Annotated in this window: 23 protein-coding genes; 8 read left to right on the top strand and 15 right to left on the bottom strand. The window is 62.2% G+C overall.

Features of this window, described 5'->3' with window-relative positions:
* Positions 1-2: 2 nt before the first annotated feature.
* From EDF75_RS08070 to EDF75_RS08060, 3 genes are read right to left on the bottom strand one after another with little or no spacing between them, the layout of a single operon-like run.
* Positions 3-842: a carbohydrate ABC transporter permease gene (locus tag EDF75_RS08070; protein WP_133598388.1), complete on the bottom strand. Its 840-nt coding sequence runs from the start codon at positions 840-842 to the stop codon at positions 3-5.
* Positions 832-1,740, bottom strand: a complete 909-nt coding sequence (locus EDF75_RS08065; protein ID WP_133598386.1) for a carbohydrate ABC transporter permease — start codon at positions 1,738-1,740, stop codon at positions 832-834. The genes EDF75_RS08070 and EDF75_RS08065 overlap by 11 nt, the downstream gene beginning before the upstream one ends.
* A gap of 9 nt (positions 1,741-1,749) precedes the next feature.
* Complete coding sequence (locus tag EDF75_RS08060) at positions 1,750-2,997, bottom strand: extracellular solute-binding protein (protein ID WP_133598384.1); 1,248 nt, start codon at positions 2,995-2,997, stop codon at positions 1,750-1,752.
* Positions 2,998-3,220: 223 nt separating this feature from the next.
* Here EDF75_RS08060 and EDF75_RS08055 point away from each other — a divergent pair, with 223 nt between their 5' ends.
* Positions 3,221-4,393 carry an ROK family transcriptional regulator gene (locus EDF75_RS08055; RefSeq protein WP_133598382.1) on the top strand — a complete coding sequence of 391 codons (1,173 nt, stop codon included), beginning with the start codon at positions 3,221-3,223 and terminating at the stop codon, positions 4,391-4,393.
* 10 nt (positions 4,394-4,403) lie between these two features.
* Here EDF75_RS08055 and EDF75_RS08050 read toward each other — a convergent pair whose 3' ends face one another.
* Genes EDF75_RS08050 through EDF75_RS08030 form a run of 5 tightly spaced genes read right to left on the bottom strand, consistent with a single transcriptional unit; the run spans position 4,404 to position 9,923 of the window.
* Positions 4,404-5,363, bottom strand: a complete 960-nt coding sequence (locus tag EDF75_RS08050) for a sugar-binding transcriptional regulator (RefSeq protein WP_133598380.1) — start codon at positions 5,361-5,363, stop codon at positions 4,404-4,406.
* Positions 5,364-5,367: 4 nt separating this feature from the next.
* Positions 5,368-5,811, bottom strand: coding sequence for a 6,7-dimethyl-8-ribityllumazine synthase (locus tag EDF75_RS08045; RefSeq protein WP_133598378.1), 444 nt, complete (start codon positions 5,809-5,811; stop codon positions 5,368-5,370).
* A gap of 49 nt (positions 5,812-5,860) precedes the next feature.
* Positions 5,861-6,793, bottom strand: coding sequence for a sugar phosphate isomerase/epimerase family protein (locus EDF75_RS08040; protein WP_133598376.1), 933 nt, complete (start codon positions 6,791-6,793; stop codon positions 5,861-5,863).
* Between the two features lie 10 nt (positions 6,794-6,803).
* Positions 6,804-8,339, bottom strand: coding sequence for a glycerol-3-phosphate dehydrogenase (locus EDF75_RS08035; RefSeq protein ID WP_133598374.1), 1,536 nt, complete (start codon positions 8,337-8,339; stop codon positions 6,804-6,806).
* Between the two features lie 21 nt (positions 8,340-8,360).
* Positions 8,361-9,923 (bottom strand): FGGY-family carbohydrate kinase, encoded by a 1,563-nt coding sequence (locus tag EDF75_RS08030; RefSeq protein WP_133598372.1) that lies wholly within the window; start codon positions 9,921-9,923, stop codon positions 8,361-8,363.
* Between the two features lie 442 nt (positions 9,924-10,365).
* Between EDF75_RS08030 and EDF75_RS08025 the strand changes: the two genes are divergently transcribed.
* The 7 genes from EDF75_RS08025 to EDF75_RS07995 all read left to right on the top strand — a co-directional run bounded on the left by EDF75_RS08025 (position 10,366) and on the right by EDF75_RS07995 (position 17,556).
* Positions 10,366-11,019, top strand: a complete 654-nt coding sequence (locus EDF75_RS08025; protein WP_133598370.1) for a DUF2291 family protein — start codon at positions 10,366-10,368, stop codon at positions 11,017-11,019.
* Complete coding sequence (locus tag EDF75_RS08020; protein WP_133598368.1) at positions 11,016-12,554, top strand: sugar ABC transporter ATP-binding protein; 1,539 nt, start codon at positions 11,016-11,018, stop codon at positions 12,552-12,554. Before EDF75_RS08025 ends, EDF75_RS08020 begins: the two co-directional genes overlap by 4 nt.
* Positions 12,555-12,577: 23 nt before the next feature.
* Entirely contained in the window at positions 12,578-13,636 is a 1,059-nt protein-coding gene (locus EDF75_RS08015; protein WP_133598366.1) for an ABC transporter permease, read from the top strand.
* Between the two features lie 93 nt (positions 13,637-13,729).
* Complete coding sequence (locus tag EDF75_RS08010) at positions 13,730-14,680, top strand: D-ribose ABC transporter substrate-binding protein (protein WP_133599409.1); 951 nt, start codon at positions 13,730-13,732, stop codon at positions 14,678-14,680.
* Between the two features lie 123 nt (positions 14,681-14,803).
* The gene (locus EDF75_RS08005; protein WP_133598364.1) at positions 14,804-15,661 is read left to right on the top strand and encodes a DeoR/GlpR family DNA-binding transcription regulator; all 858 of its coding nucleotides are present in this window, start codon (positions 14,804-14,806) and stop codon (positions 15,659-15,661) included.
* Positions 15,662-15,779: 118 nt separating this feature from the next.
* Positions 15,780-16,763, top strand: a complete 984-nt coding sequence (locus EDF75_RS08000; protein ID WP_133598362.1) for a fatty acid desaturase — start codon at positions 15,780-15,782, stop codon at positions 16,761-16,763.
* On the top strand, positions 16,756-17,556 hold the full coding sequence (locus tag EDF75_RS07995; RefSeq protein ID WP_133598360.1) for a phosphate/phosphite/phosphonate ABC transporter substrate-binding protein: 801 nt from the start codon (positions 16,756-16,758) through the stop codon (positions 17,554-17,556). The genes EDF75_RS08000 and EDF75_RS07995 overlap by 8 nt, the downstream gene beginning before the upstream one ends.
* Positions 17,557-17,591: 35 nt before the next feature.
* On the opposite strand, the gene EDF75_RS07990 is transcribed toward EDF75_RS07995, so the two are convergent.
* The 7 genes from EDF75_RS07990 to EDF75_RS07960 all read right to left on the bottom strand — a co-directional run bounded on the left by EDF75_RS07990 (position 17,592) and on the right by EDF75_RS07960 (position 23,596).
* Complete coding sequence (locus EDF75_RS07990; protein WP_463671427.1) at positions 17,592-18,917, bottom strand: LLM class flavin-dependent oxidoreductase; 1,326 nt, start codon at positions 18,915-18,917, stop codon at positions 17,592-17,594.
* Positions 18,918-18,976: 59 nt separating this feature from the next.
* On the bottom strand, positions 18,977-19,876 hold the full coding sequence (locus EDF75_RS07985) for an ABC transporter substrate-binding protein (RefSeq protein WP_133598356.1): 900 nt from the start codon (positions 19,874-19,876) through the stop codon (positions 18,977-18,979).
* Between the two features lie 102 nt (positions 19,877-19,978).
* Positions 19,979-20,647 (bottom strand): ABC transporter permease, encoded by a 669-nt coding sequence (locus EDF75_RS07980; RefSeq protein ID WP_133598354.1) that lies wholly within the window; start codon positions 20,645-20,647, stop codon positions 19,979-19,981.
* Entirely contained in the window at positions 20,647-21,276 is a 630-nt protein-coding gene (locus EDF75_RS07975) for an ABC transporter permease (RefSeq protein WP_133598352.1), read from the bottom strand. Before EDF75_RS07975 ends, EDF75_RS07980 begins: the two co-directional genes overlap by 1 nt.
* Positions 21,269-22,357, bottom strand: a complete 1,089-nt coding sequence (locus EDF75_RS07970; RefSeq protein WP_133598350.1) for an ABC transporter ATP-binding protein — start codon at positions 22,355-22,357, stop codon at positions 21,269-21,271. The genes EDF75_RS07975 and EDF75_RS07970 overlap by 8 nt, the downstream gene beginning before the upstream one ends.
* Before the next feature lie 177 nt (positions 22,358-22,534).
* On the bottom strand, positions 22,535-22,855 hold the full coding sequence (locus EDF75_RS07965; RefSeq protein ID WP_045859039.1) for an AzlD domain-containing protein: 321 nt from the start codon (positions 22,853-22,855) through the stop codon (positions 22,535-22,537).
* The gene (locus EDF75_RS07960; RefSeq protein WP_045859037.1) at positions 22,856-23,596 is read right to left on the bottom strand and encodes an AzlC family ABC transporter permease; all 741 of its coding nucleotides are present in this window, start codon (positions 23,594-23,596) and stop codon (positions 22,856-22,858) included. It lies immediately after the preceding gene.
* Positions 23,597-23,665: the final 69 nt, after the last annotated feature.

Below are 23,665 nucleotides of genomic sequence, written 5' to 3'. Positions count from 1 at the left end.
AGTTATCCTTTACTTCCACCGTTAGTGAGGCCGCTGACCAGCGTTTTTTGTAACCAGATAGCGATAAACAGAGGCGGGACCGAGGCGAGAATGCCGACGGCGGCCACCAGGCCATCGTCGGTGGCGCGACCGGCGGTAAACCCGGCGATGGTGACCGGCAGGGTCTGGGCGGCGATATTGCTGGTAAACAGCAGCGAATAGAAAAACTCATCCCACGCCAGCAGCCAGCCGAACAGCGCCGAGGCGCCGAGCATCGGTTTCGCCAGCGGTATCGTGATGCGCAGCAGCACCTGCCACACCCGCAGCCCGTCGAGGCGCGCGGCCTGCTCAATGTCCTGCGGCAGCGCGTCAAACTGGTTTTTCACCATCCAGGTGAGGAACGGCATAATCAGCGAGCAGTAGACCAGCACCAGCCCGCTGCGGGTATTGAGCAGCCCGAAGTGTTCGAGAATAAAGTACAGTGGCAGGACGAAGGCCACCGGCGGCACCATGTAAATCCCCAGCCCGGCGTACAGCCAGCCGTCGCGGCCAGGATAGCGCGAGAAGCTGAAGGCGGCGGGCACCGCCAGCAGCAGCGAGACCAGCGTCGCCCCGGCGGCGACCAGCAGGCTGTTGCGCAGCGCGGGTAAAAATAGCGCCCCCGGCTCGCCGGGCTGCAGGGAGAGCAGGCGGCCGTAGCGGCTAAAGTCCCACTGCCGCGGTAGCCACTCCAGCGGCACGCGGGTCAGATCGGCGGGAGTGCTGACGCTCATTAAAAATAGCCACAGCATCGGCGCCAGAATCGACAGGGCGACCAGCAGTGCCGCCAGATAGCGCAGCAGAGTGCGGATTTTACGCTTCATATTCGGTGCTCCGGCGGCGCTGGCGCAGCAGCATAAACAGATACAGGGCGATCAGCAGGGCGCACATCAGGGTCATCAGAATGGCGTAGGCCGCACCGCTGCCCGCCCGCAGATAGCTGAAGGACTCCTGATAGACGAAAAAGCTGAGGGTTTTGGTGCTGTCGAGCGGGCCGCCGCGGGTCATCACGTAGATGATATCGAACACCTTGAAGGCGTCGATGGTCCGCAGCACCAGCGCCACGCCCAGCGGGGCGGCGATGGCCGGGAAGGTGATGGCGCGAAAGCGCCGCCACGATCCGGCCCCGTCGAGGCGCGCCGCCTCGTACAGATCCTCAGGAATGGACTGCAGCGCCGCCAGCACCAGCAGCGTGACCAGCGGATAGTTTTTCCAGATATCCGCCAGCATCACCGCATTCAGCGCCGAGTCCGGCGACCCCAGCCAGCTGCGATAGCCGTCGATGATCCCCAGCTGGCTGAGCAGCGCGTTAATGCTGCCGTAGTCCGGGTTAAAGTTAAGCCGCCACATCATCGCGTTAACGATGGTCGGCAGCGCCCAGGGCAATATCACCAGCACCCGCAGGATATTGCGTCCGACAAAGCGCTGATTGAGCAACAGCGCGACCAGCACGCCGATAACGCCCTCAATGGCGACGGAGACCACGGTAAAGTAGAGCGAACGGGCGAAGGCGGCGCGAAAATCCGGGTCGGTCAGGGCATAGAGATAGTTCTCCAGCCAGACGTAGTTCGTCGCCTCGCCGTTTCCCACCAGCGCGGTATCGGTAAAGCTCAGCCACAGGGTGCGCGCCAGCGGCCAGGCCGTCAGCAGGAACATCGCTACCAGCATGGGCGCCAGCAGCACCCATGCCTGACGACGCTCGCGTTGTTGCAAGCTCAGCATCAAAGCTCCTTAACGCAGGCGGGCCGCGCTTTTATCAACGGTCTGCATGGCGGCTTCAGGGGCTTCTTTACCCTGAAGCACCGCCTGAAGCTGCTGCTGCAGGGTGTTGGAGAGCCGCGAATAGTCGGCGGTTTCCGGACGTGAGAGCATCACGTTCAGCGATTTATCCGCGGCGGCGATCAGGCTCTCCTGGCCCTGGGCGACCGCCGGGTCGTGGTAGGAGGATTTCCACACCGGCAGGCTGAGTTTGGCGTATTTATCCTGCACCGGCTGCGAGGTCAGGTAGTGGATATACTGCCACGCCTGCTCCGGATGCTGGCTGGCTTTGGCGATGCCTAAGCCCATCGAGCCGTTGACGGCGCCGGCTCTATCCGGGGTATCGCCGGGGGCGGGAATAATGCCGACGTCGCCGGCGACTTTACTCTGTTTGGGGTCGTTGGCCATGTTGTACATATAGGTCCAGTTCAGGGCGAACGCCGCGTCGCCGTTGGAGAAGGCTTTACGCACGTCCTCTTCGAGATATTCGCGCGAGGCGGGGTTGGTCAGGCCGTCGTCCAGCGATTGCTTCATCAGGGTGACCGCTTTCAGGGAAGCAGGCGTCGAGAAGTCGAGCTTGCCGTCCTGATAGAACTTGCCGCCGAAGCCGGAGACGAGGGTGGTGTAGTCGCAGACCAGAGCTTCCGCCTGGGACCAGCTCCACACCAGCGGGTACTTCACCACGCCTTTATCTTTAAGAATTTTGGCGTCGTCCAGCACCTGCTGCCAGGTGGTTGGCACCTGCTTGATGCCCGCCTTTTCGAGCATGGCTTTGTTGTAGTAGAGATACTTGGTGTCGAGGATCCACGGCATCCCCAGGGTTTTGCCTTTGTAGACCACGGTATTCATTGCGCCAGGGAACACCTTCTCCCGCTCGTCGGCGGGGATCCGCGCCGAGACGTCCTGCAGCAGGTCGAAGCGGCTAAACTCCGCCGGCCAGATGGCATCGAAGAGCACCACGTCATAGCCGTTACCGCCGGCGCCGCGCGCCGCGACAATCTTGTCATGCAGCGCTTCGTAGGGGACGAACTCGAGGTTGATCTTAATATCCGGATTCTGCTTTTCGAAGTCGGCGGTCATCGCACGAATATCGTTTTCGCTGTACGCCGCCTGGGTCATAAACAGGGCGTTGACCTGGGTGGCGGCCGCGGCCGCGCTACCGCTGATGACGAGCATAGCCAACAGACCGGCCTTCACCCGAAGTGTGCTGTGGTATTTCATGTGGCTCTCCGCTGTACTGAGAAAAAGGGGTTATGATTTATTAAATCAATTTGATTGATTTAATCGGGGCGACAATACAGCCGCAAGGTCATTCGTGGCCCTTGGCATAAGCGTAGCAAAGCCTGTGCCATGCGAAAGTCCGCCCGAGAATGTGATTGCGGGATTTGTGACGAGGGCTAGAATTGCAGCATCGGGCGCCTGGGAAAGGCAAGGAAGGGAAAGGATGAAAACATCGGGAACAAACCTTGAGCACGCGCGGGTGCACAACCGGCGGGTGGTGATTGAAGCCGTGCGCCTGCACGGCAAATTAACCCGCGCGGAGCTGGCGCGCTTGACCGCGCTGACCCCGCAAACGGTCTCTAATATTGTCGCCGAGCTGCAGCAGATGGAGATCCTCACCAGCCACGCGCCGCGGCGGGCGGCGGGGCGCGGCCAGCCTGCGGTACCGGTGAGCCTCAACCCTTCCAGCGCGTGGTCTATCGGCATTCATCTCGATCACCAAACGCTGATCGTGGTGCTGGTCGATCTCACCGGCGAGATCCATTTTCGCCGGCACATTTTGGTGCAAAAGCCCCAGCCTGGTGCCACCTTTGCGCGCATCGGCGAGGTGATACAGGAGCTGCGTACGCTGCCGGGGCTCGACTGGGGCCGGGTGCTGGGGATCGGCGTGGTGATGCCCGGGCCCTTTGGCGTGGAGGGGATCTCCTCCACCGGGCCGACGACCCTTAACGGCTGGGAGGGCGTGGACGTCGAAGCCGAGCTGGCGCGGCTTAGCGGTCTGCCGGTGACCCTCGAAAACGACGCGACGGTGGCGGCCATCGGCGAGCGTTTTCACGGCGTTGCCCGCCACCTGAACTCCTTTGTCTATCTCTATATCGGCACCGGGCTGGGCGCCGGTATTTTTACCGACGGCCATATTTATACCGGACACGCGCACAACGCCGGGGAGGTCGGGCATATCGTCGTCCAGCCCGGCGGGCGGGCGTGCTACTGCGGCAATCAGGGCTGCCTTGAGCGCTATGTTTCGCTGCAGGCGGCCTATGAGTTCTGCGGCCTTGACCCCTATCGGGCGCTGCCGGAAGATCTGCTGGCGGTAGATGAGGCGCTGTTCGACCGCTGGATTGACAGCGCGCTGCCGCCGCTGCGCCAGGCGATCAACCTGCTGGAGTGCGTCTTTGATGCCGAAACGGTGGTGGTGGGCGGGACGATGCCGGCGCCGCTGCTGGAAAAAGTGCTGACGCGCCTGCCGCCGCTGTATCAGTCGGTGCGCGGGCGCTACCTGACGGGGATGCGGGTGAAAATGGGCATGACCGGCACCGATACCGCCGCGCTCGGCGCCGCCGCGTTGCCTATTTTCGACGAGTTTAACCCGCAGTTTCAGGCGCTGATGAAGTAGCCCGGCGGGACTATGGCTGAGGGGTGAGCAGGGCCTGGGCCGTCAGCTCGTCGGTAATCAGCCCGCGCAGCAGGCCGCTGGCCAGCACCGCGCGCAGGGCCGGCACTTTCGCCGCGCCGCCGACGAGGGCCACAATGTTGTCCCGGCCGTGCGGATCGAGCGGTACAGCCAGCGTTCTGGCGGTGAGGCCGTTATCAATGCGCTGCCCGCGGGCGTCAAAGAAGTGGCCGAGCATCTCGCCCACCGCGCCGGACGCGGAGATCTCGTGCATCTCCTGGGCTTCCAGCATCCCGGCTTCCACCAGCTGCGCTGCCGGTTCAACGGTGCCGATGCCCACCAGCTTCAGCGTGCTCGCCGCCGCCATTGCAAATATCTGGCTAACGCCGCGCTGGGAGAGCAGCACGTCGCGGTCTTCCACGGTGTTGGCAAAAAACGGCACCGGCATAATATAGGCCCTGGCCCCGGTTTTCTCGGCGATACGGTGCATGACGTCGTGCTGATTGAGCGCGTAGTTGCGGGTCAGGCAGCCGAGCAGCGAGACAAAGCGCACCCGCTGCGCGTCGAGACGCGGCAGCTGGTGGATGGCGGCCGACAGCGTGCGCCCGTGGCCCAGCCCGATGGTCATATCCGGATTGTTCGCCAGCACCGTGCGCAGATAGTCCGCCCCCGCCACCCCCAGGGCGCGCACCGGCAGCCCCTCTTCGGCGACGTCCGGCGCCACGCGGCAGAAATCGAGCCCGTAGTCGTGACGCAGGCGCGACTCCAGCTCCACGCAGCCGACGATATCGCCGTCAATCGTCACCTTCACCGCGCCTTCCGCCACCGCGCGGGCGATCAGGCGATGGGTTTTGACCGACGGTAGACCGAGGCGTTTGGCCACCTCGGCCTGGGTGAGCCCGCCCACGTAGTGGAGCCAGGCCGCCCGCAGGCTCAGGGAGTCGTCGCCGTCGGGAAGAGAGGTTAATTTCATCTTCTCAGGCTTTTGACAGCGGCAGGCGATGGATCTGCAGGACCGCCTTCGCCGCTTCCTGGCCCTTTTTCACGAAGTGATCGCGGTAAAAATCGATAAATTCGGCGGCGGGCTGGAAGTTGTGCGGCGTCAGAGAGACCGAGAACATCGGCACTTCCGTTGCCAGCTGCGCCTGCATCAGGCCGCTGACCACCGCCTGGGCCACGAAGTCATGGCGATAGATCCCGCCGTCAACCACCAGCGCGGCGCAGACGATGGCATCATAGCTGCCGCTTTTCGCCAGCCGCTGGGCCAGCAGCGGCATTTCAAACGCCCCGGGGACATCCCAGCTCTCGACGGCGTAATCCGCCTGCTGGCGATCCAGCTCCTGGCGGAAACCGGTCTCGGCCTGGCTGACGATATCCGCGTGCCAGTTGGCTTTGATAAAGGCGACTCTTAACGATGGCATGACTCACTCCTGTTAAACGGCCGGCATCGGGCGATGCGGGCCCAATCATTTAGACCAGCAGATCCTCGACTCCGCTATCGATATAGGGGGCCCAAAAGGCCACGCTTTCAGCGATATCGGCGACAACCTGGCTATCGGTCGGTTCGCGTTCTTTAAAACTGAGCTCAAGGCAGATCTCGTTATCCTCGGCGCCGCCGCGCCTGAGCGCGTCGAGCAGCGGTTGGGGTTGGATCCGTCCGTTAACATTATACTGTAATGTAAAGGGTCGATGCCCGCCTTTATCCAACATGCTTTGTTTAATATGGATAATCGGCGAGTCGCGGGGGACGGTTTCGGCCCAGGCGTAGGGATCATAGTCGCGCGGGTCGGGGGAGGTGACGTCGCCGTGGTCAATATCCGCCATCATCCGCATCGGCAGCGCCATTCCCGCAGCGGCCAGCCGCGCCTGCAGCGCCCGGCAGGCGGCAAGGGTTTCGCCAAACTCGCGCCCGACGCTCATTGGCTCCCAGAACAGATACTGCAGTCCCGCCGCCTTCGCATGCTCCGCAACCTCCGCCCAGCACTCAGCCGCCGCGTCGATTAACGCCTCCCGCCGCCGCGCATCGCCGTAGTCGCGGTAGGTAAAAATGGCAAACTGGGAGCCGACGGCGCGGCCGCCGAGCTCCGCCGTGATATCGGCAAAGGTTTTAAACCAGTCAATATAGTAGCGGCGCACGGCGGGGTCGGGATGGCCAAAGTGGTTCAGCCGCCCGTAGGGGCCGGTCATCCCGGAGGTGACGCGCACGCCGGTTTTGCCCAGCGCCGCGCGCATTCTCCGCGTCATTCGGGTGATGGTCGGTGCGGGCCAGCCGGGATTGATAAACTCGTGCGTCAGCTGCAGATCGCGGATGCGAATCCGCCGCGCCACGGTATCAATCAGATCCTCAGGTTCGGCAAAGCGGTTAACCAGCGGATTGGTATTCAGGGACAGAGTCAGCGCCATTATGCTCTCCTTAACCGGCCCGGGCGCGAGGCGGCGCCTCGGCAAGAGGCACGAAGCTCATGGCGAACCAGTCGCTAAAGCGCTGCTGCTGCTCCCCGGTCAGGTGCAGCCGGTGCTTGGTGCGGCGCCATAAAATATCCTCTGCCTGCCGGGCCCACTCGTTTTCGACCAGATAGCGGACTTCGGCTTCGTAGAGCAGGCCGCCAAAATGCTGCCCTAAATCCTGCAGCCCGCGGGCGTCACCCAGCAGCTGCGGCAATCTGGCGCCGTACAGCCGGGCGTAGTGCCCGCGCAGCGCCGCCGGCAGCCAGGGGAACTGCTCTTTTAGCGTCTGCAGGAAGGTGTCAAAGTCGGCGTTGGCGATTTCGCCTCCGGGCAGCGTGGCACCGCGGGTCCAGTCGCCCCCCATCTGCGGGAAATAGGGCGCGAGCTTTTGCACGGCGTGTTCGGCCAGCTTGCGGAAGGTGGTGATTTTACCGCCGAAGATATGCAGAATCGGCAGCTGCTGCTCATCATCAAGGTCGAAGACGTAGTCGCGGGTCACGGCGGAGGGGTTGCCCTTGCCGTCGTCAAACAGCGGACGTACGCCGGAGAAGCGGGTGATAACATCCTCAGCCCGCAGCTTGATTTTGAAATAGCGGTTAACGGCGTCAATCAGATACTGCTGCTCCCGGTCGTCGGCGCTGACGGAGTCGGCGTCGCCCTCCCAGGGAATATCGGTAGTGCCGATCAGCGCCTTATCGCCTTCATAGGGGTTGATAAAAATCACCCGCTTATCGTGGTTCTGGATCAGATACGCCTGCTGTCCCTGCCAAAACTTATCGACGATGATATGGGAACCCTTCACCAGCCGGACGCTGCGCCTGCTGCGGGTGCGGGTGACCTGAGTAATGATATCCAGCACCCACGGGCCGGCGGCGTTGACCAGCGCCCTGGCGCGGACGGTTTCCTGCGCACCGGTCAGCGTATTCTGCAGGGTAATTTCCCAGGCGCCCTCGGCGCGTTTTGCCGCGACGCAGCGGGTGCGGGTCAGGATGGTGGCGCCGCGCTCGGCGGCGTCCCGGGCGTTGAGCACCACCAGCCGGGCGTCATCAACCCAGCAGTCTGAATACTCGAAGCCCTTAGCATACTGGTCGAGCACGGGATCGCCCTGCGGATCGCGGTGTAAATCGAGGGTGCGGGTGCCGGGGAGCTTTTTGCGCCCGCCGAGGTTGTCGTAGAGAAACAGGCCGAGGCGGACCAGCCACGCCGGACGATCGATGGGGCTGTGCGGCAGGACGAAGCGCATCGGCCAGATGATGTGCGGCGCGGACTGCAGCAGGACCTCGCGTTCGATCAGCGCTTCCCGTACCAGGCGGAACTCATAGTACTCGAGGTAGCGCAGCCCGCCGTGCACCAGCTTGCCGGATCGCGACGAGGTACCCTGCGCCAGATCGTCCTTCTCGCACATCATGACCGACAGGCCGCGTCCGGCGGCGTCGCGCGCTATGCCCGCGCCGTTGATGCCGCCGCCAATGACAAATAAATCGAGGATCTTTTCACTCATTTTGGGACTCCATTAATCCGGTTAACGGCCCGCGCCCGGCTGCCGCAGGGCGTGCCAGACCGGCGGCAGTTCGCTGCGAACCTGCTGGTAGCTGTGAAAAAGGTGCTGATAGCGTGCAACCAGCGCGGGAGAGGGGGCTTCCGGGGCGTCCAGCAGCGGCGTTACCCAGGTTTCGACGCAGCGCGCCATGGTGGGATAGGCGCCGATAGCGACCGCCGCCATCATCGCCGCCCCCGCGGCGCCGGCCTCTTCCCGGCGGCTGCTGCGCACCGGCACGCCGACGCAGGCCGAGAGGATCTGCCGCAGCTGCGGGGAGCGAATGGCCCCGCCGGTGAGCCGCAGCTCTCCGGGCATGCTGTGGCCCATGGCCTGATAGCAGTCGCGGGCGGCAAAGCCGATCCCCTCAATCACCGCCCGCACCATGTCGCCGAAGCCGTGGCTGTAGCTCAGCCCGACAAAGCTGGCGCGGGCCTCGGCGTTGACGAAGGGGCCGCGCTCGCCGGCTTCGGAAATATAGGGGTGATACAGCAGGCTGCCGGGCTGGGCCTCGCTCAGCCAGCGGTCGATATGGCCCACCAGCCTGGCGTGGTCGACCTCGCAGCCGAAGTCGTTGAGCAGGTCGCTGGCAACGTGCAGCAGCCAGTCGAGGTTCAGGGTTGAGGCCATGTTGGTCTGCACCTGGGTGACGTAGCCCGGCCAGGGAAGGGGGATGACGTATCCGGTTTGCTGCGGGTTGAGCCAGACCTCGGCGGTGGGGAGCGCGCGCAGGTGCACCCCGGTTGAGCCGACGATGGAGCAAGCGCTGTTTGCCGCCCCGGTATGCACCCCGGCGCCGAGCGCGGTCATCGCCATATCGACGTAGCCGAGGCTCACGGGGGTGCCCGCCCGCAGGCCGGTCGCCGCCGCGGCCTCGGCGCTAAGCGGATGGGTCGTTTGCGTTCCGTCGACGATCTCCGGCAGCAGGTGGCGACGGTGCTCGAGCTCGAGCGCGGCGATGGCCTGCGGATCGTAGCGCCCGGTGCGGAAGTTGCCGAAGGTGAAGCTGGCTTCCGAAGGGTCGGTGGCGCGCACGCCGGTCAGGTTAAGATAGAGCCAGTCTTTACAGTGCAGGGCCACTTCGCTCTTATCCAGCAGCGCGGGATGGCTGCGATCCATATGCGCCATTTGCGACCCCTGCTGGCAGGTGTTCAGGCCGGTTCCCGTCGCCTCAAAGCGCGCGCGCGCCAGCGGCGAACGCTTCAGCCGCTCAACCGTCGGCGCCGCTCGGGCGTCGAGCCAAATCCAGGCGTCGTCAACCGGTCGGTTTCCGGCACCCACCAGCCAGGTGCCGTCTCCCTGGCCGGTGACCGCCACGGCGACCACGCGGGCGGCGAGGTTATCGATACGCTCACCCAGCCGGCGGATGGCGTCGACCGCATCCTCCCAGGTCTTGCTCATCGACTGCAGCGCGGCGCCGCCTTCCGCCCGGCGATAGCTGTTGCGCGCGGAGGCGGAGCCCAGCTGCTCCCCTTCGAGATCGAAAGCCACCGCTTTGACCACCGAGGTACCCGAATCCAGCCCCAGAATAATGTCGCGATTATCCATCGATGCCTCCGCAGCGCCGGTGTACTCCTCGTGGAGGAAGGGAGAGAATGTTCATCTGTCGTCACCAGTGTGTTAATTAAGTGTGATTGTTTTGATAAATAACTTCATACACTATCTATCACACAGTTAACACTACCGATGTATTATTTTTCTTTTTGTGTAATAAATTTCAGATAAGAAAGCGGGGACGATCACAGTTTTAACCTTTACCTGGCGATCGATAGCCCTGAGTGTTTTCCTTTGTCGCCTTACGTTACCCATCTTTCAGCCCGTTTCCCGCTGCGATAAAATTTTCGATCCAGATCGCGCTCTGTAGAAAAAACTCAAACCCATGTTGACAATCGTGCAACAAACGAACAATTCTCATCACATATAGTTATCGTATTTATAACACTAAGGCGCGCTATCAGCGTCAAAGCTAACTCTCTGTGAGGTCAACATTATGTCCGGTGTTTCCGCCCTCTCTGCCCGGCACTCGCGTCAGCGCATTCGCCGCTACGCGCTAACCGGCCTCGCCGTCGCGGCGGCCATCGCCGCCATTGCGGCAGATACCAAAGTCGTCAAAACGGGCTCCGGCGCGGCGGCGCAGGCGCAGGGGTTCTCCGTCGAAACCTATGGCGACAAAACCTTTCCTGACATTAAGCGCGCCGTTGAAAGCCGCGCGGTGGAGGCGAACGAGCTGGCTGCTGCGTTAAAGGCCGACCCGCAGGCGGCGATAAAAAAATATGGCGTTGGCGCCACGCTGCCGGTGATGGCGGTGCGTTTTCAGGGCGCGGTGGGCGACGAAAAGGCGGGGATCTTTAGCGTCGCGGTGCCCGGACTTCCCGAAGGATGGAAGATTCGCCTGCAGACGGGGCCGGTGCTCACCGGCACCGAACTGCGGGACGCCACCGGCAGCATCCAGTTTGGTGATTTTACTAACCAGATCGAGTACCAGAACGCCGGCGCGGCCCTCAACCGGACGCTAAAGGCGACGCTGCTGGATACCCTCGACCGCCAGGCGCTCCCCGGCAAGCAGGTCGCTGTCGTCGGCGTGTTTCGGCTGCTGACGCCCAATAACTGGCTGGTCACGCCGGTCAGCCTGGAGGTGAAATGAAACAACCCAAACTGCATCCGGCGCTGCTGAAGGGCGAGGTTATTCTCTCGGCGCGCAACGTGAGCAAAGTCTACGGCTCCACCCACGCCCTCAAAGGCGTCAACTTTGATATTCGCCGCGGCGAGGTCACCACGCTGTTTGGTGAAAACGGCGCCGGAAAATCGACGCTGATGAAAATACTCTCCGGCGTGATTACGCCAAGCAGCGGCGAAATCGTGCTCGACGGTCAGGTGAAGGTCTTCAGCTCCGCCAGCGATGCGCGGGACAGCGGGATTTCGATTATCCACCAGGAGCTGAACCTGGCGCCGAACATGAACGTTCGCGACAACATCTTTATTGGCCGCGAAATCATGAAGCCGGGCGGCGTCGATTATGCCGAAGAGACGCGGCTGACCGCCCACCTGATGAAGTCGCTGGAGGAGGGGATTGAGCCGCTGGCGCTGGTGGAAAATTTACGCCTTGGCCAGCAGCAGATCGTGGAGATTGCGCGGGCGCTGTCGGTGGATTCGCAAATTCTGATTATGGATGAACCGACCTCGGCGCTGAGCGCCGCGGAGGTCAGCGTGCTGTTCCAGGTGATTCGCGATCTCACCAGCCAGGGGGTGGCGATTGTCTACATCTCCCATCACCTGGAGGAGGCGCTGGAGATAACCGACCGCGCGGTGGTGCTGCGCGACGGCGTAATGACCGCCTGGGCCCGCCGGGATGAGATCGACCTCGACTGGGTGGTGCGCAACATGGTGGGCGACAGCTTCGATCTCGGGTCGCCGCCGGAGGGCTATGCGTTCGGTGAAACCGCGCTGGCGGTCAGCGACCTGACGGTAAAAGGCAAAGCCGGGATTCGGCTGGTGGACAACCTGTCGCTGACGGTCCGCGCCGGGGAGATCGTCTGTATTTATGGCCTGATGGGGGCCGGGCGGACCGAGCTGATGGAGTGCATCGCCGGGCGCTTAAGGCAGTCGGCGGGGACGATTTCGCTGCGCGACGGCGACGTCTCTGGCCTGTCGATTGCGCAGCGCATCGCCAGCGGCCTGGCGCTGGTGCCGGAAGATCGCCAGCGCGACGGGCTGGTGCAAACCATGTCGGTGGGGGAAAACCTGACCCTCGCCAGCATCGGCGAGTTTATTCGCGGCATGGTGCTCTCCACGCGGCGGGAAAAGCAGCTCATTAACGACAGCATCCGCAGCGTGACGGTCAAAACGGCCGGCGGGGAGGCGGCGATCGGCTCGCTCTCCGGGGGGAATCAACAGAAGGTGGTGATCGGCAAAATGCTCGCTACCCGGCCAAAGGTGATTTTACTCGATGAGCCCAGCCGCGGGATCGATATCGGCGCCAAAGCCGAGGTCTTTCGGCTGCTGGCGGAGAACGCCAGGCAGGGGCTGGCGGTGATCTACTCCACCTCGGAAGTGGGGGAGTGCCTAAGCATTGCCCACCGTATTGTGGTGATGAGCAAGGGCCGGATTACGGCCGTGTTTGACGCCAACGTAAGCAAAGAACGCATCATGGCGGCCTCCGGCGAGTCGCTGGTGGCATGAAAATAAAACCTGGAGTAGAAACCATGACCGACAGAACTCAGTCGTTAAGCCCCGCGACGCCGCTGGCGCGCGCAGGACGGGTAAATAAAGGGATGAGCGTGGCGCGTATCCTGCTGGAGGGGCGCGCCTTTTTCGCCCTGCTGCTGATTATTGCCGTGTTCTCATTCCTGTCGCCGAACTATTTAAGCGGCGCCAACTTTCTCACCATGGCCTCGCACGTCGCCATTTTTGGCCTGCCGGCCATCGGCATGCTGCTGGTTATTCTCAACGGCGGCATCGATTTGTCCGTGGGCTCCACGCTGGGCCTGGCGGGGGTCTGCGCCGGCTATATGATGCAGGGCATTCATCTCGATGCGGCCGGCGTGGTGCTCTATCTGCCGGTGTGGGCGGTGGCGCTCCTGACCCTCGCCGTCGGGGCGCTGGTGGGGTTGATCAACGGGGTGCTGATCGCCTGGTGCCGGGTGCCGGCGTTCGTCGCCACGCTGGGATCGCTGTACGTGGCCCGCGGCGTGGCGCTGCTGATGACCAACGGCCTGACCTACAACAAGCTCTCCGGCGCGGCGGAGCTGGGGAATACCGGCTTCGACTGGCTGGGGTTCAACCGTATTTTTAACATTCCCGTCGGCGTGCTGGTGCTGGGGGCGGCGGCGCTGGCCTGCGGCTTCCTGCTGAGCCGTACCGCGTTTGGCCGCTGGCTGTACGCCTGCGGCGGTAACGAGCGCGCCGCTGAGCTATCCGGCGTGCCGGTTAAGCGCGTCAAAATCAGCGTCTACGTGCTGTCGGGGCTCTGCGCGGCGATGGCCGGGCTGGTGCTCTCTTCGCAGCTGACCTCCGCCGGGCCCACCGCCGGAACCACCTACGAGCTGACGGCGATCGCCGCGGTGGTGATCGGCGGCGCGGCGCTGACCGGCGGGCGCGGCAACGTGCGCGGCACCCTGCTGGGGGCTTTCGTTATCGGCTTCCTCTCCGACGGTCTGGTGATTATCGGCGTCTCCGCCTACTGGCAGACGGTCTTTACCGGTGCGGTGATCGTGCTGGCGGTGCTGCTGAACACCCTGCAATACGGCCGGAAAGGCCGCTAGCCCGAAACTTGTCCGCAGCGGAGGCCGTGTCGTATCCGTTCTGACGTTAATCCGTAACCTGTACCCTAAAAATAACGGAGCACTACCACTATGATGTTTGATAACAGCAAGCGTTTTATCCTCGTTGCCGCCGCCGCGGCGTTAACCGCCTTCTCTGCGCCAACCTGGGCCGATGGGCTGATGACGATTATCGTTAATGACCCCTCTAACCCCTACTGGCTGGCGGAGGGGCAGGTGGCGCAGAAGACGGCGGAGAAGCTCGGCTACACCGCGAAAGTTAGCGCTCATAAAGGCGATACCAATACCGAAAGCCAGCTGATTGATACGGCAATCACCAATAAATCAAAAGTGATTATCCTCGACCCGGCGAACGCCGACGGCTCTATTGGCTCGGTGAAAAAAGCCATTGCCGCCCACATTCCGGTGTTTATTATCAACGCCGAGCTGAATCAAAGCGGGCTGGCAAAAGCGCAGCTGGTTTCCAATAACGCGCAGGGCGCCGCGCTGGGGGCCCAGCAGTGGGTGCAGCAGGTCGGCGACAGCAGCGACTACGTCGAGCTGAAGGGGCCGCCGTCCGACAATAACGCCGCCACCCGCGCCAACGGCTTCGAAACCGTGCTCGGCCAGTATCCGGACCTCAAGAAGGTCGGCTCGGAGGTGGCTAACTGGGATCGCACCCAGGGCTTTAACAAGATGCAGTCCCTGCTGCAGGCCAATCCGAACGTTAAGGGCGTCATCAGCGGTAACGATGAGATGGCGCTCGGCGCGATCGCCGCGCTGAAGGAGGCCGGAAAGCTCAAGCAGGTGACTGTCGGCGGCTTTGATGGCTCGCCGGATGCGGTCGATGCGGTGAAGGAGGGGAGCCTGGCCTATACCGTGATGCAGCCGGTGGCGACCTTTACCGCCAAAGCGGTGGAGCAGGCCGATACGTTCCTGAAAACGGGCAAGACCGGCGCCGCGGCGGAGAAGCAGCTTTTTGACTGCATCCTGATAACCAAAGATAACGCCGCGAAAATGACCTCACCGTTTATCCTCTCCGAATGACCGCGTAGTCTCCGCATCGGGGCGCTCGCCGCCCCTTTGCGCGAAAGCCGCTTGAAGTATGGCGGCTATAGCGCTGTAATTGACGCTGTTCAGGCCCTTTACCGATCTCTTTATGGACGAACTATGACGCAATTTACGCAGGATCATTCACTCAACGCTTTTCTGGCGGAAGGGCTGCCAGGCGATAGCCGACAGGCCCGCCAGCGCGCGCGTCGCCAGCTGATTGTCGAAGCCGTCATGGTCGAAGGGGCGATTCGGATTGAGGATATTACCGAGCGCTTTGGCATTAGCCTGATGACCGCCCATCGCGATATCGACGAGCTGGTCGAGCGCGGCCTGCTGCATAAATCCCGCGGGGTGGTGTCGGCGACGCCCACCAGCCTGGTGGAGTCCAGCGATATCTACCGCTCAACCCGCCAGCTGGAAGAGAAGCAGGCTATCGCCGAGGTGGCGGTCAGCTACCTGGAGCCGGGGCAGTCCACTTTTCTCGACGACTCCACCACCGTCTTTCAGATGGCGAGGCTGCTGCCCGCCAGGGCGCCGCAGACCATCATCACCAACTCGCTGACCCTTATGAGCGAGCTCAAGGGCCTGCCGGATATCACCCTGCTCGGCCTTGGCGGACAGCTGCACAACTGGTGCAACGCCTTTATGGGGCACATGACGCGCAGCGAGATTGCCGGGCTGCGCGCGGATATGTTTTTTCTCAGCATGTCGGCGATCGTGGACGACGCCGTCTTTCATCAATCTGCCGAAATGGTCGAAACCAAGCGCGCGATGTTTGAATCGGCGCAGCAGCGTATTCTGCTGATGGATCACACCAAGTTCGAGCGCCGGGCGCTGCACCGGTTCGCCGACCTCAGCGAGTTTGACGTGGTGATTGTCAATCAGGGGATCCCTCTCCCGGCGCTCAACCGGATGCGCGAGCAGGGGGTGAACGTGGTGGTGGCGCCGATGAAGCCGGCGGCAGCGCTGAAGTAAACCGGCCGGCCTGATTCACGTTTCTGGCAAAGCTAAGTCATTTAAATACTTTGTTATTTTCCGTGTTATCTCACATCTTCGAAGGATAAAAGATAACGCGGAAACGGTATTTGCAGTAATGACCAAAAAAACGTCTCTCTATTTGCACCCGCAGCAGCGCGACCTGATCCGCCAGCTTTCGCGCAGCCGCTTATGGCGCAGCGAACTTCCGACCTGGCTCCTGATTATCACCATCTACGGCGGCTGGTTTGCCACCCTCGTATACTGGCAAACCCTGGGGCTGCTGCCGGCAACGCTGCTGCTGATCTGGTTTAGCGCCTGGTACATGTCCCTACAGCATGAGCTGATACACGGCCACCCGACGCGCTGGCCGCGGCTGAATCAGCTGCTGGGCATCCTGCCGCTGGCGGTGTGGTATCCCTACGGCCTGTACCGGGATTCGCACCTCGCGCACCACGATAATCACCATCTCACGCTGCCGGTCGACGATCCCGAATCCTACTATTTTACCGCCGAAAGCTGGCGGCGCTTTGCGCCCTGGCAGCGCCGGGTGATTCATCTGCGCAATACCTTTATCGGACGACTGCTGCTGGCGCCGCTGCTGGATATTGCGCAAACGCTCGTCAGCGCGTGGCGCGCCTTTCGCTTTCGCCAGAAGGCGGCGATGGCGATGTGGGCTATTCATGGCCTGCTGCTGGCCGGCCTGTTTGCGCTGATGGCACACGTCGATTTTTCGCCGCTCTATTTTGTCGCCGTCGTCAGCTATCCGGCGCTGGCGCTCACCAAGGTTCGCTCCTTCCTTGAGCATCGGGCCGCCGACGATCCGCTGGCGCGCTCGGTGATTAATGAAGCGGGGCTGCCGTGGCGGGTGCTGTTTCTTAACCTGAACTATCATTCAGTCCATCACGACCTGCCGGGAGTTCCCTGGTACGGATTGCGTAAACTCTATCTGCTCGAACGGGAGAGCTACCGGCAGCGTAACCACGGCTTTGTGGTGCGCGGCTATGGCGAATGGCTGCGGCGCTTTTCGTTTCGCGCGGTGGCGGTGAACGCCCATCCCGGCGTAAAAAAGCGGCCCGACGCGGGGGAGAACCATGAATAACGTTGTCGATTTTCCCATGTATGCGGTTAATCATGAACAGACGCGGGCGCTGTGGCTGGCGCTGCGCGAGATCCTCACGGCCCGCGGGGTGACGGTGGCCGACCTGCCGACCCGCTGGCCCCGGGATGAGCTGCTGAGCCACTGGCGCGATCCGCAGCTGCTGCTGAGCCAGACCTGCGGCTATCCGCTGGTGACCCTGCTCCCGGAGGTGCAGATCGTCGGCTGCTTTCACTACGCGGCGCCGGGCTGTGAAGGGGCGAACTACCGTAGCCTGCTGGTGAGCCAGGCGGTAAATCAGCATTTGTCTCTGGCCGATTTTCGCCATCGGCGGGCGGTGTGCAATTCGCCAGACTCCCAGTCCGGCTACAATGCGCTGCTGGAAAGAGTGGCATCGCTGGCCGAGAGCGGCCGCTTTTTTTCCGCCGTGCGCTGGAGCGGCAGCCACCGCCGGTCGCTGATTGAATTACAGCAGGGAACGGCTGATATCGCGGCGATCGACTGCGTCAGCTGGGCGCTGCTGCAGCGCCACGAACCCGCGCTGCTTGCCGGGCTGAGCGTTATCGGACGCAGCCCGTCGGCGCCGGGGCTACCGCTGATAAGCAGCAAAGATACGCCGCCGGCGACGATGGCGCTCCTGCGCGAGGCGCTGCATCAGCTGGTCAGCGGGGCGCAGTACCAGGATATTTGTCGGGCGCAGCTGATCGACGATTTTAGCGTCGTGACGCGCCGACCCTATGCGCAGCTGCTGGCGTGGCGCGCCGAGGCGGCGACAAGGGGCGTGACCCAGCTGTAGGCGGGTGAAGGAGGCCGGGCCTCCTTCGGCGTAGGCTAGCGCGGAGCCGGGGCGGTAAAGCGGTTTTCCGCCGCCGGCAGCCCGAGCTTCTCCCGCAGCGTGCCCGGCGGATAGCTGGTGCGCATCGCGCCGTTTCGCTGCAGGATCGGCACCACCTGGTCGACAAAGCGATCGAAATCCCCCGGCAGCAGCGGGAACATCAGGTTAAATCCGTCCGCCGCGCCGGCGCGCCAGGTGGCGGTCAGCGCGTCGGCGACCTCCTCCGCGCTGCCGATCAGCAGCCAGCTGTCGGAGCTTTGCAGCAGCAGGCGGCCCAGCTGCAGAACGGTCAGGCTGGGATCGTAGTGGCGGATAAGCCGCAGCGCGGTGCGGATGCCGTCAAACGTCTCCTCGTCCGGCAGCGGCGGCAGGGGTTGGTCCGGCGAATGGGCGCTTAAATCCATCCGCAGATAGGATGAGAGCAGATCTATCGCCATCTGGTCGCTCATTAAACGCTCGTTCAGCCGCTGGCGCTCCTCCTTCTCGGCGTCGGAATTGACCACCACGGGCAGAACGCCGGCGATGATTTTAAAGTGCGCCGGATCGCGCCCGTAGTCCCGCAGCCGCTGATTCATCTCCTGACGATAGGCCAGCCCCTCGGCAATGGATTGAATAAATACGAAGTGCATATCTGACCACGCCGCGGCGAGGTTTTTCCCCGCCTCGGAAGATCCCGCCTGGACCAGCACCGGATGACCCTGCGGCGGGCGCGGGACGTTGAGCGGCCCGCGGACGTTAAAAAACTCGCCGCGATGGTTGAGGTGGTGCACCTTCGGCGCGTCGGCAAACAGGCCGCTCGCTTTGTCATACAGCACCGCATCGTCCTCCCAGGAGTCCCAAAGCCGGGTGACGACATCGATAAACTCCCCGGCGCGCTGGTAGCGGTTGCCGTGCTGCGGAAGCTGGTCGAGGCCGAAGTTTGCCGCTTCCTCTTCCAGCCACGAGGTGACCACGTTCCAGCTTGCCCGGCCGCCGCTAAGGAAGTCCAGCGAGGCAAAGTAGCGGGCAAGGTTGTAAGGCTCGTTGTAGGAGGTGGAGGCGGTGCCCATCAGGCCAATATGTTCGGTCACGGCGGCGAGAGCGGCGAGCAGGGTGATGGGCTCCAGCCGCGCGTTGGCGTAGTGGGTGAGGCCGCTGGGCACCGTATCCCAGATCGAGATATGGTCGGCGATGAAGATGGCGTCAAGGGTGGCGGCCTCGGCCCTCTTCGCCAGCTCCGCGTAGTAGCCGAGGGTAAAAATTTCTTTGCCCGGTGCCTGCGGATGGCGCCATGAGAAGCGGTAATCCCCCTGCGGATTAAAGAAAAACAGGTTCAGAATCATATGATTTTCAGACATGTGCGGCTCGTTTGCGGTTATTGCCGATCCCTGGCATGGAGAGGTTAGCGGTTTGCCAGATGATCGTTGACCCACGCTTCCGCCACGGCGGCCGGATCTTTATGCTGCAGATCGACCTGCTGGTTGAGTTCAATCAGGGTGGCGTTGTTCAGCTTGCCGGAGACGTCGTTCAGCACCTTGCTCACCGTCGGCGTCAGGCTGGCTTTACGCACCAGCGGCACCACGTTCTGGCTCGGCTGCTCGTGCTTATCGTCGTCCAGCACCACCCAGTCCTCTTTCGCCAGGTTGCCCTGGGTGGAGATAACCGTCGCGACGTCGATTTTACCGGAGTTGAGCGCCAGGCGAGTCAGCGGCCCGCCCATATCGAGGGATTTTACCGCCTTAAATTCGAGGCCATAGACGCGCTTAAGCCCCGGCAGGCCGAGCGCGCGTACCGCCAGCTCCGGCGGCCCGCCGATGGTCAGCTCATGAGCAATGGGCTGCAGATCGGAGAGCTTGCTCAGGCCGTACTTTTTCGCCGTGTCGGCGCGAACCGCCCACGCGGTAATTGAGGTCGCCGGCGAAGGCGTCAGCAGCGTGAAGTCGGCGGGCAGAACCTTAGCCAGCTCGGCGCTGACGTCGCTCTGGCTGGTGGCCAGGGTTTTACCGTCGTAGTAGTTAAGCAGGGCGCCAAGATACTCCGGCACAATATCAATTTCGCCGCTCTTTAATGCCGGAATAATAATCTCGCGGTTGCCGAGATTAAGCCGGGTGCTGACCGCAATATTATTTTTCTTCAGCGCGCTGGCGTAAATATTGGCGAGAATAGAGCTCTCGGTGAAATTAGCGCCGCCGATCGTGACGCTTTCCGCTAATGAGCTAAAGCTTAAGCCGAGTAATCCGACGGCTAATAGTGACAGGCGAAAACGGCGACGGTGAAAAGGGAAAGCTAATATATTGTGCATAGTGCCTCGCTAGGTGAATAAATATCCGTGATGCGCTAAGTCAGCCACGGGTACGCTGCCGCCCGTGTGAAATATTCGGGCCGCGGCGATGGGTGATAAAAACTAATACTCCGGAGTGCCGATGGTATGGGTGAAGCGTCGGTCAATCAGTGAAAAGAGCAGCTCGCTGCCGATGGCCAGCAGGGAGACCACCAGCGAGCCGGCGATCACCTGCGGAATATCGCGCTGGCCGAGCCCGTCAATCAGAAAGCGGCCGAGGCCGCCGAGGCCCGCATATGCTGCGACGACGGCGGTGGCGATAAGCTGTACCAGCGCGGTGCGCATTCCGGCGAAAATAAGCGGTGCGGCCAGCGGGATCCGCAGCTGCCAAAGGCTTTGCAGCGGCGTCATGCCCAGCGCCTTCGCCGCATCGCACAGCTGGCGGTCGGCGTGATAGATCCCGACCCAGGCGTTGGTCAGAATCGGCGGAACGGACATGGCGACCAGCGCGGCGAAGAGCGGAATATCGTTAAAACCAAACAGCAGAATGCACAGCAGAATTAATCCCAGCGCCGGAACTGCCCTGCCGATATTAAATAAGTTAATGACCACGAAGGCGCCTTTGCGCCAGTAGCCGAGCGCAATTCCCGTGGGTAGGGCAATGGCGGAGGCGATCAGCATGCTCAGCGTAACGTAATAAATATGCTCCCGCAGGCGCACCAGAATACCGCCGTCGCTGAGCCAGTGTTCGGGCTGCAAAAACCAGCCCAGCGTTGCCTGTAGGATATCCATCAGCGCGTCCAGGGCGTAAGCCAATAGCCAACGCGGGCGATCAGCGAGTCAAATAACAGCGACAGCGCGAGGCTCAACGCCAGGCTGACAATGACAGGAGTAATAAAATCCTGGTTAAACCCCGCCAGCAGCAGCTGTCCCAGCCCGCCCTGGCCAATCAGCGCGGTCACCGTCACCAGCCCAACCAGGGTGACGGAAGCGATGCGCAGGCCGGCAAAAAGCGACGGCGCCAGCAGGTGTAGCTCGATATCAAAAAAGCGGTAGCCGCGGGTGTAGCCCAGCGCGCGGGCCGACTCCAGCACCGCCGCCGGCAGCTTCTCGATGCCGGCAAGCGTGTTGCGCAGCAGGATCAGCAGGGAATAGATCGTCAGGCCGATGACCGAGGTGCTCAGCGACAGGCCGGTAAACGGCAGCAGTAAAATGAACAGCGCCAGCGAGGGGATCGTAAACAGGATCCCGCAGAGATAGAGCAGCGGCTGCGCGGCCTTCGGCCAGCGCAGGGTCAGGCCAATCAGTAACCCCGTTATCAGGGTGCCAAAAAAGAGCGGGATAGCCACCAGCTGGGTATGCTGCCACAGCAGCGCGCCGATCGTCATTCGGTTGTCGAGGATCCACTGCCAGTCAACCATAGCGGCGAATTTCCACCAGACCATCCAGCACGCGCTGGAGCAGCGAGTGCGAAACGGTGCCCTGATATTTTCCGCTGTCGTCGACGTGCACCAGCACGCCGCCCGGCGCATCCAGCAGCGCGCTGTAGGCAAAGCGCAGGCTGTGCAGCGCGGCCAGCGGCTGGGTGATGGGCAGCGCGATGCGCCTGTGCGGATCGAACCACTGCAGCGGACGCTGGTGCCTATCGAGGATCAGCTGCAGCGGGCTGCTGAGGGTCGGGTGGTGGCTGGCGATGGGCGCATGCTGCTCGTCAACCAGCGCCACGTCGTGGCGCGGCAGCTGGCCGACCTGAATCATGCCCAGCCGCTTGAGGTTGGGCTCGGGACCGATAAAGCGGCGGACGAAGTCGCTGGCCGGGTGCGATAAAATATGGTCAGGGGAGGCAAACTGCGCCAGCACGCCGCCCTCCTCGAAAATGGCAATTCTGTCGCCCAGGCGGATGGCCTCGTTAATATCATGCGTCACCAGCACTATCGTTTTATGCAGGCGCTGCTGGAGCAGCAGCAGCTCGTCCTGCAGGCGTTCGCGCACTAGCGGGTCGATGGCGGCAAAGGGCTCATCCATCAGCAGCACCGGCGGGTCGGCCGCCAGCGCCCTGGCGATAGCGACGCGTCCCTGCTGGCCGCCGGAAAGCTGATGCGGATAGCGCTCAAGCAGCAGGCGGTCCAGCGACATTAAGTCGACCAGTTCGGCAATGCGCGCGCGGATCTGCGTTTTGCTCCAGCCGAGCAGGCGCGGTACCGTGGCGATATTTTGCGCCATCGTGCGGTGCGGAAATAACGCCGCACTCTGCATCACAAAGCCAATTTTGCGGCGCAGCTGGATAATATCGCTTTCGGCTATTTTTACTCCTTGAACGTAGACGTGACCGGAGTCCGGCTTATCGAGCTGATTAATCATCCGTAATAGGGTGGTTTTACCGCAGCCGCTGGGGCCAACGAAGGTGCAGAGTTCGCCGCTATTAATCGTCAGGTTCAGATTGCTTATTGCCGCATGCGCGCTGCCGGGGTAGGTCTTATAGATATTTTCGAGTCTAATCATTTGCCGCCGTCGCGCCCTGAAGTTTATTTCATGGAAAGCATGAATAAACTACAAGCTACAGAGGCGGTGATTAACCGGCAAATATGATATTTGCATTTGCAATGCCGCTATTTGAATTTAACGCGTGGGGGAAAGCTGATAATGAAAAGGCCACGATAACCGTGGCCAGGAGCATAATTAAAGCAGCAGATAGCTGAGTGCGGAAAAGGCAACCATCCCGGCAATTACCGTAGCAAACAGGCTGCGGGTGAGGGCGCCTGCCACCGTCGCGGCGGCGGCGGCCAGCAGCGAAATGCTGATGCCCGAGCCGCTTAGCGCCGGCTTGCCGAGCAGCTCTGCGGCGATAATCGCCGCCATAATGGCGGACGGAATAAAGCTCAGCCACTGCTGGATAACCGGCGCCAGGCGAAAACGCGAAAGCAGTAAAACAGGCACCGTGCGCATCAGGGCGGTGACCAGCGCGGAGGCGAGAATGGCAAGGATGATATTTCGTTCCATCTATTTTTCTCCTTTGGACGTCAGGCGCAGCCCGACCGTTGCCAGCGTTGCCGCGACCGACGCCGCCACGATGACCACCACGCTCATATCGGTGTGGCCGGCGGTGAACAGCGTGATGACCACCGCCGTCGCAATGCTGAAGGCCTCCAGCGCTTTACGCCGGCTGGCAAACCAGATCATCAGCACCAGCCCGATAAACATCGACACCAGGCTGAAGCTCAGCCCCTCCATCAGCGACGGCGGAAGGGCGGAGGCTAACCCCGCGCCGACCACGCAGGCGAGGATCCAGTTCAGCCACGCGGCGACGTTGAGTCCGAGCATCCACGCGTAGGGCACTTTGTTGTGCCCGCTGCCGCGCTGGACCGCGACGCCGAAGGTTTCATCGGTCAGCAGCAGCCCGCTGATAATTTTTTGTCCGGTCGTGTATTCCCGAAAGAATACGCTCATGGCGGAGCTCATCAGCAGGTAGCGCAGGTTCACCAGCAGCACGCTCAGCACCACCGAGGCGACTTCGGCACCGGTGGCCCACAGCGAATAAAACAGAAACTGGGCGGAGCCCGCGTACAGCGCGCTCGCCAGTAGCGCCGTCTGCGCGGTGGTGAACCCTGATAACGTGCCGATAGCGCCGGCGGCAAAGCCAATGCTCCAGTAGCCGGGGATGGTGGGCAGGCAGGCGATAATGCCCGCGCGAAACTCCGCGGCTGCCTCATCCCTGGGCGAGGTCTTCTTGTTCATCAACATCAAATAGTCCCGAATTGTCCGTCACTGAATGATAATCTTAAGAAATCGTCAGGATCGCTATAGTAAAAT

Source organism: Klebsiella sp. BIGb0149 (assembly GCF_004362605.1).
Lineage (GTDB): Bacteria > Pseudomonadota > Gammaproteobacteria > Enterobacterales > Enterobacteriaceae > Klebsiella > Klebsiella terrigena.
The sequence above is the reverse complement of the archived record's forward strand: the minus strand, read 5'-3'. Positions and strand labels throughout refer to the sequence as shown.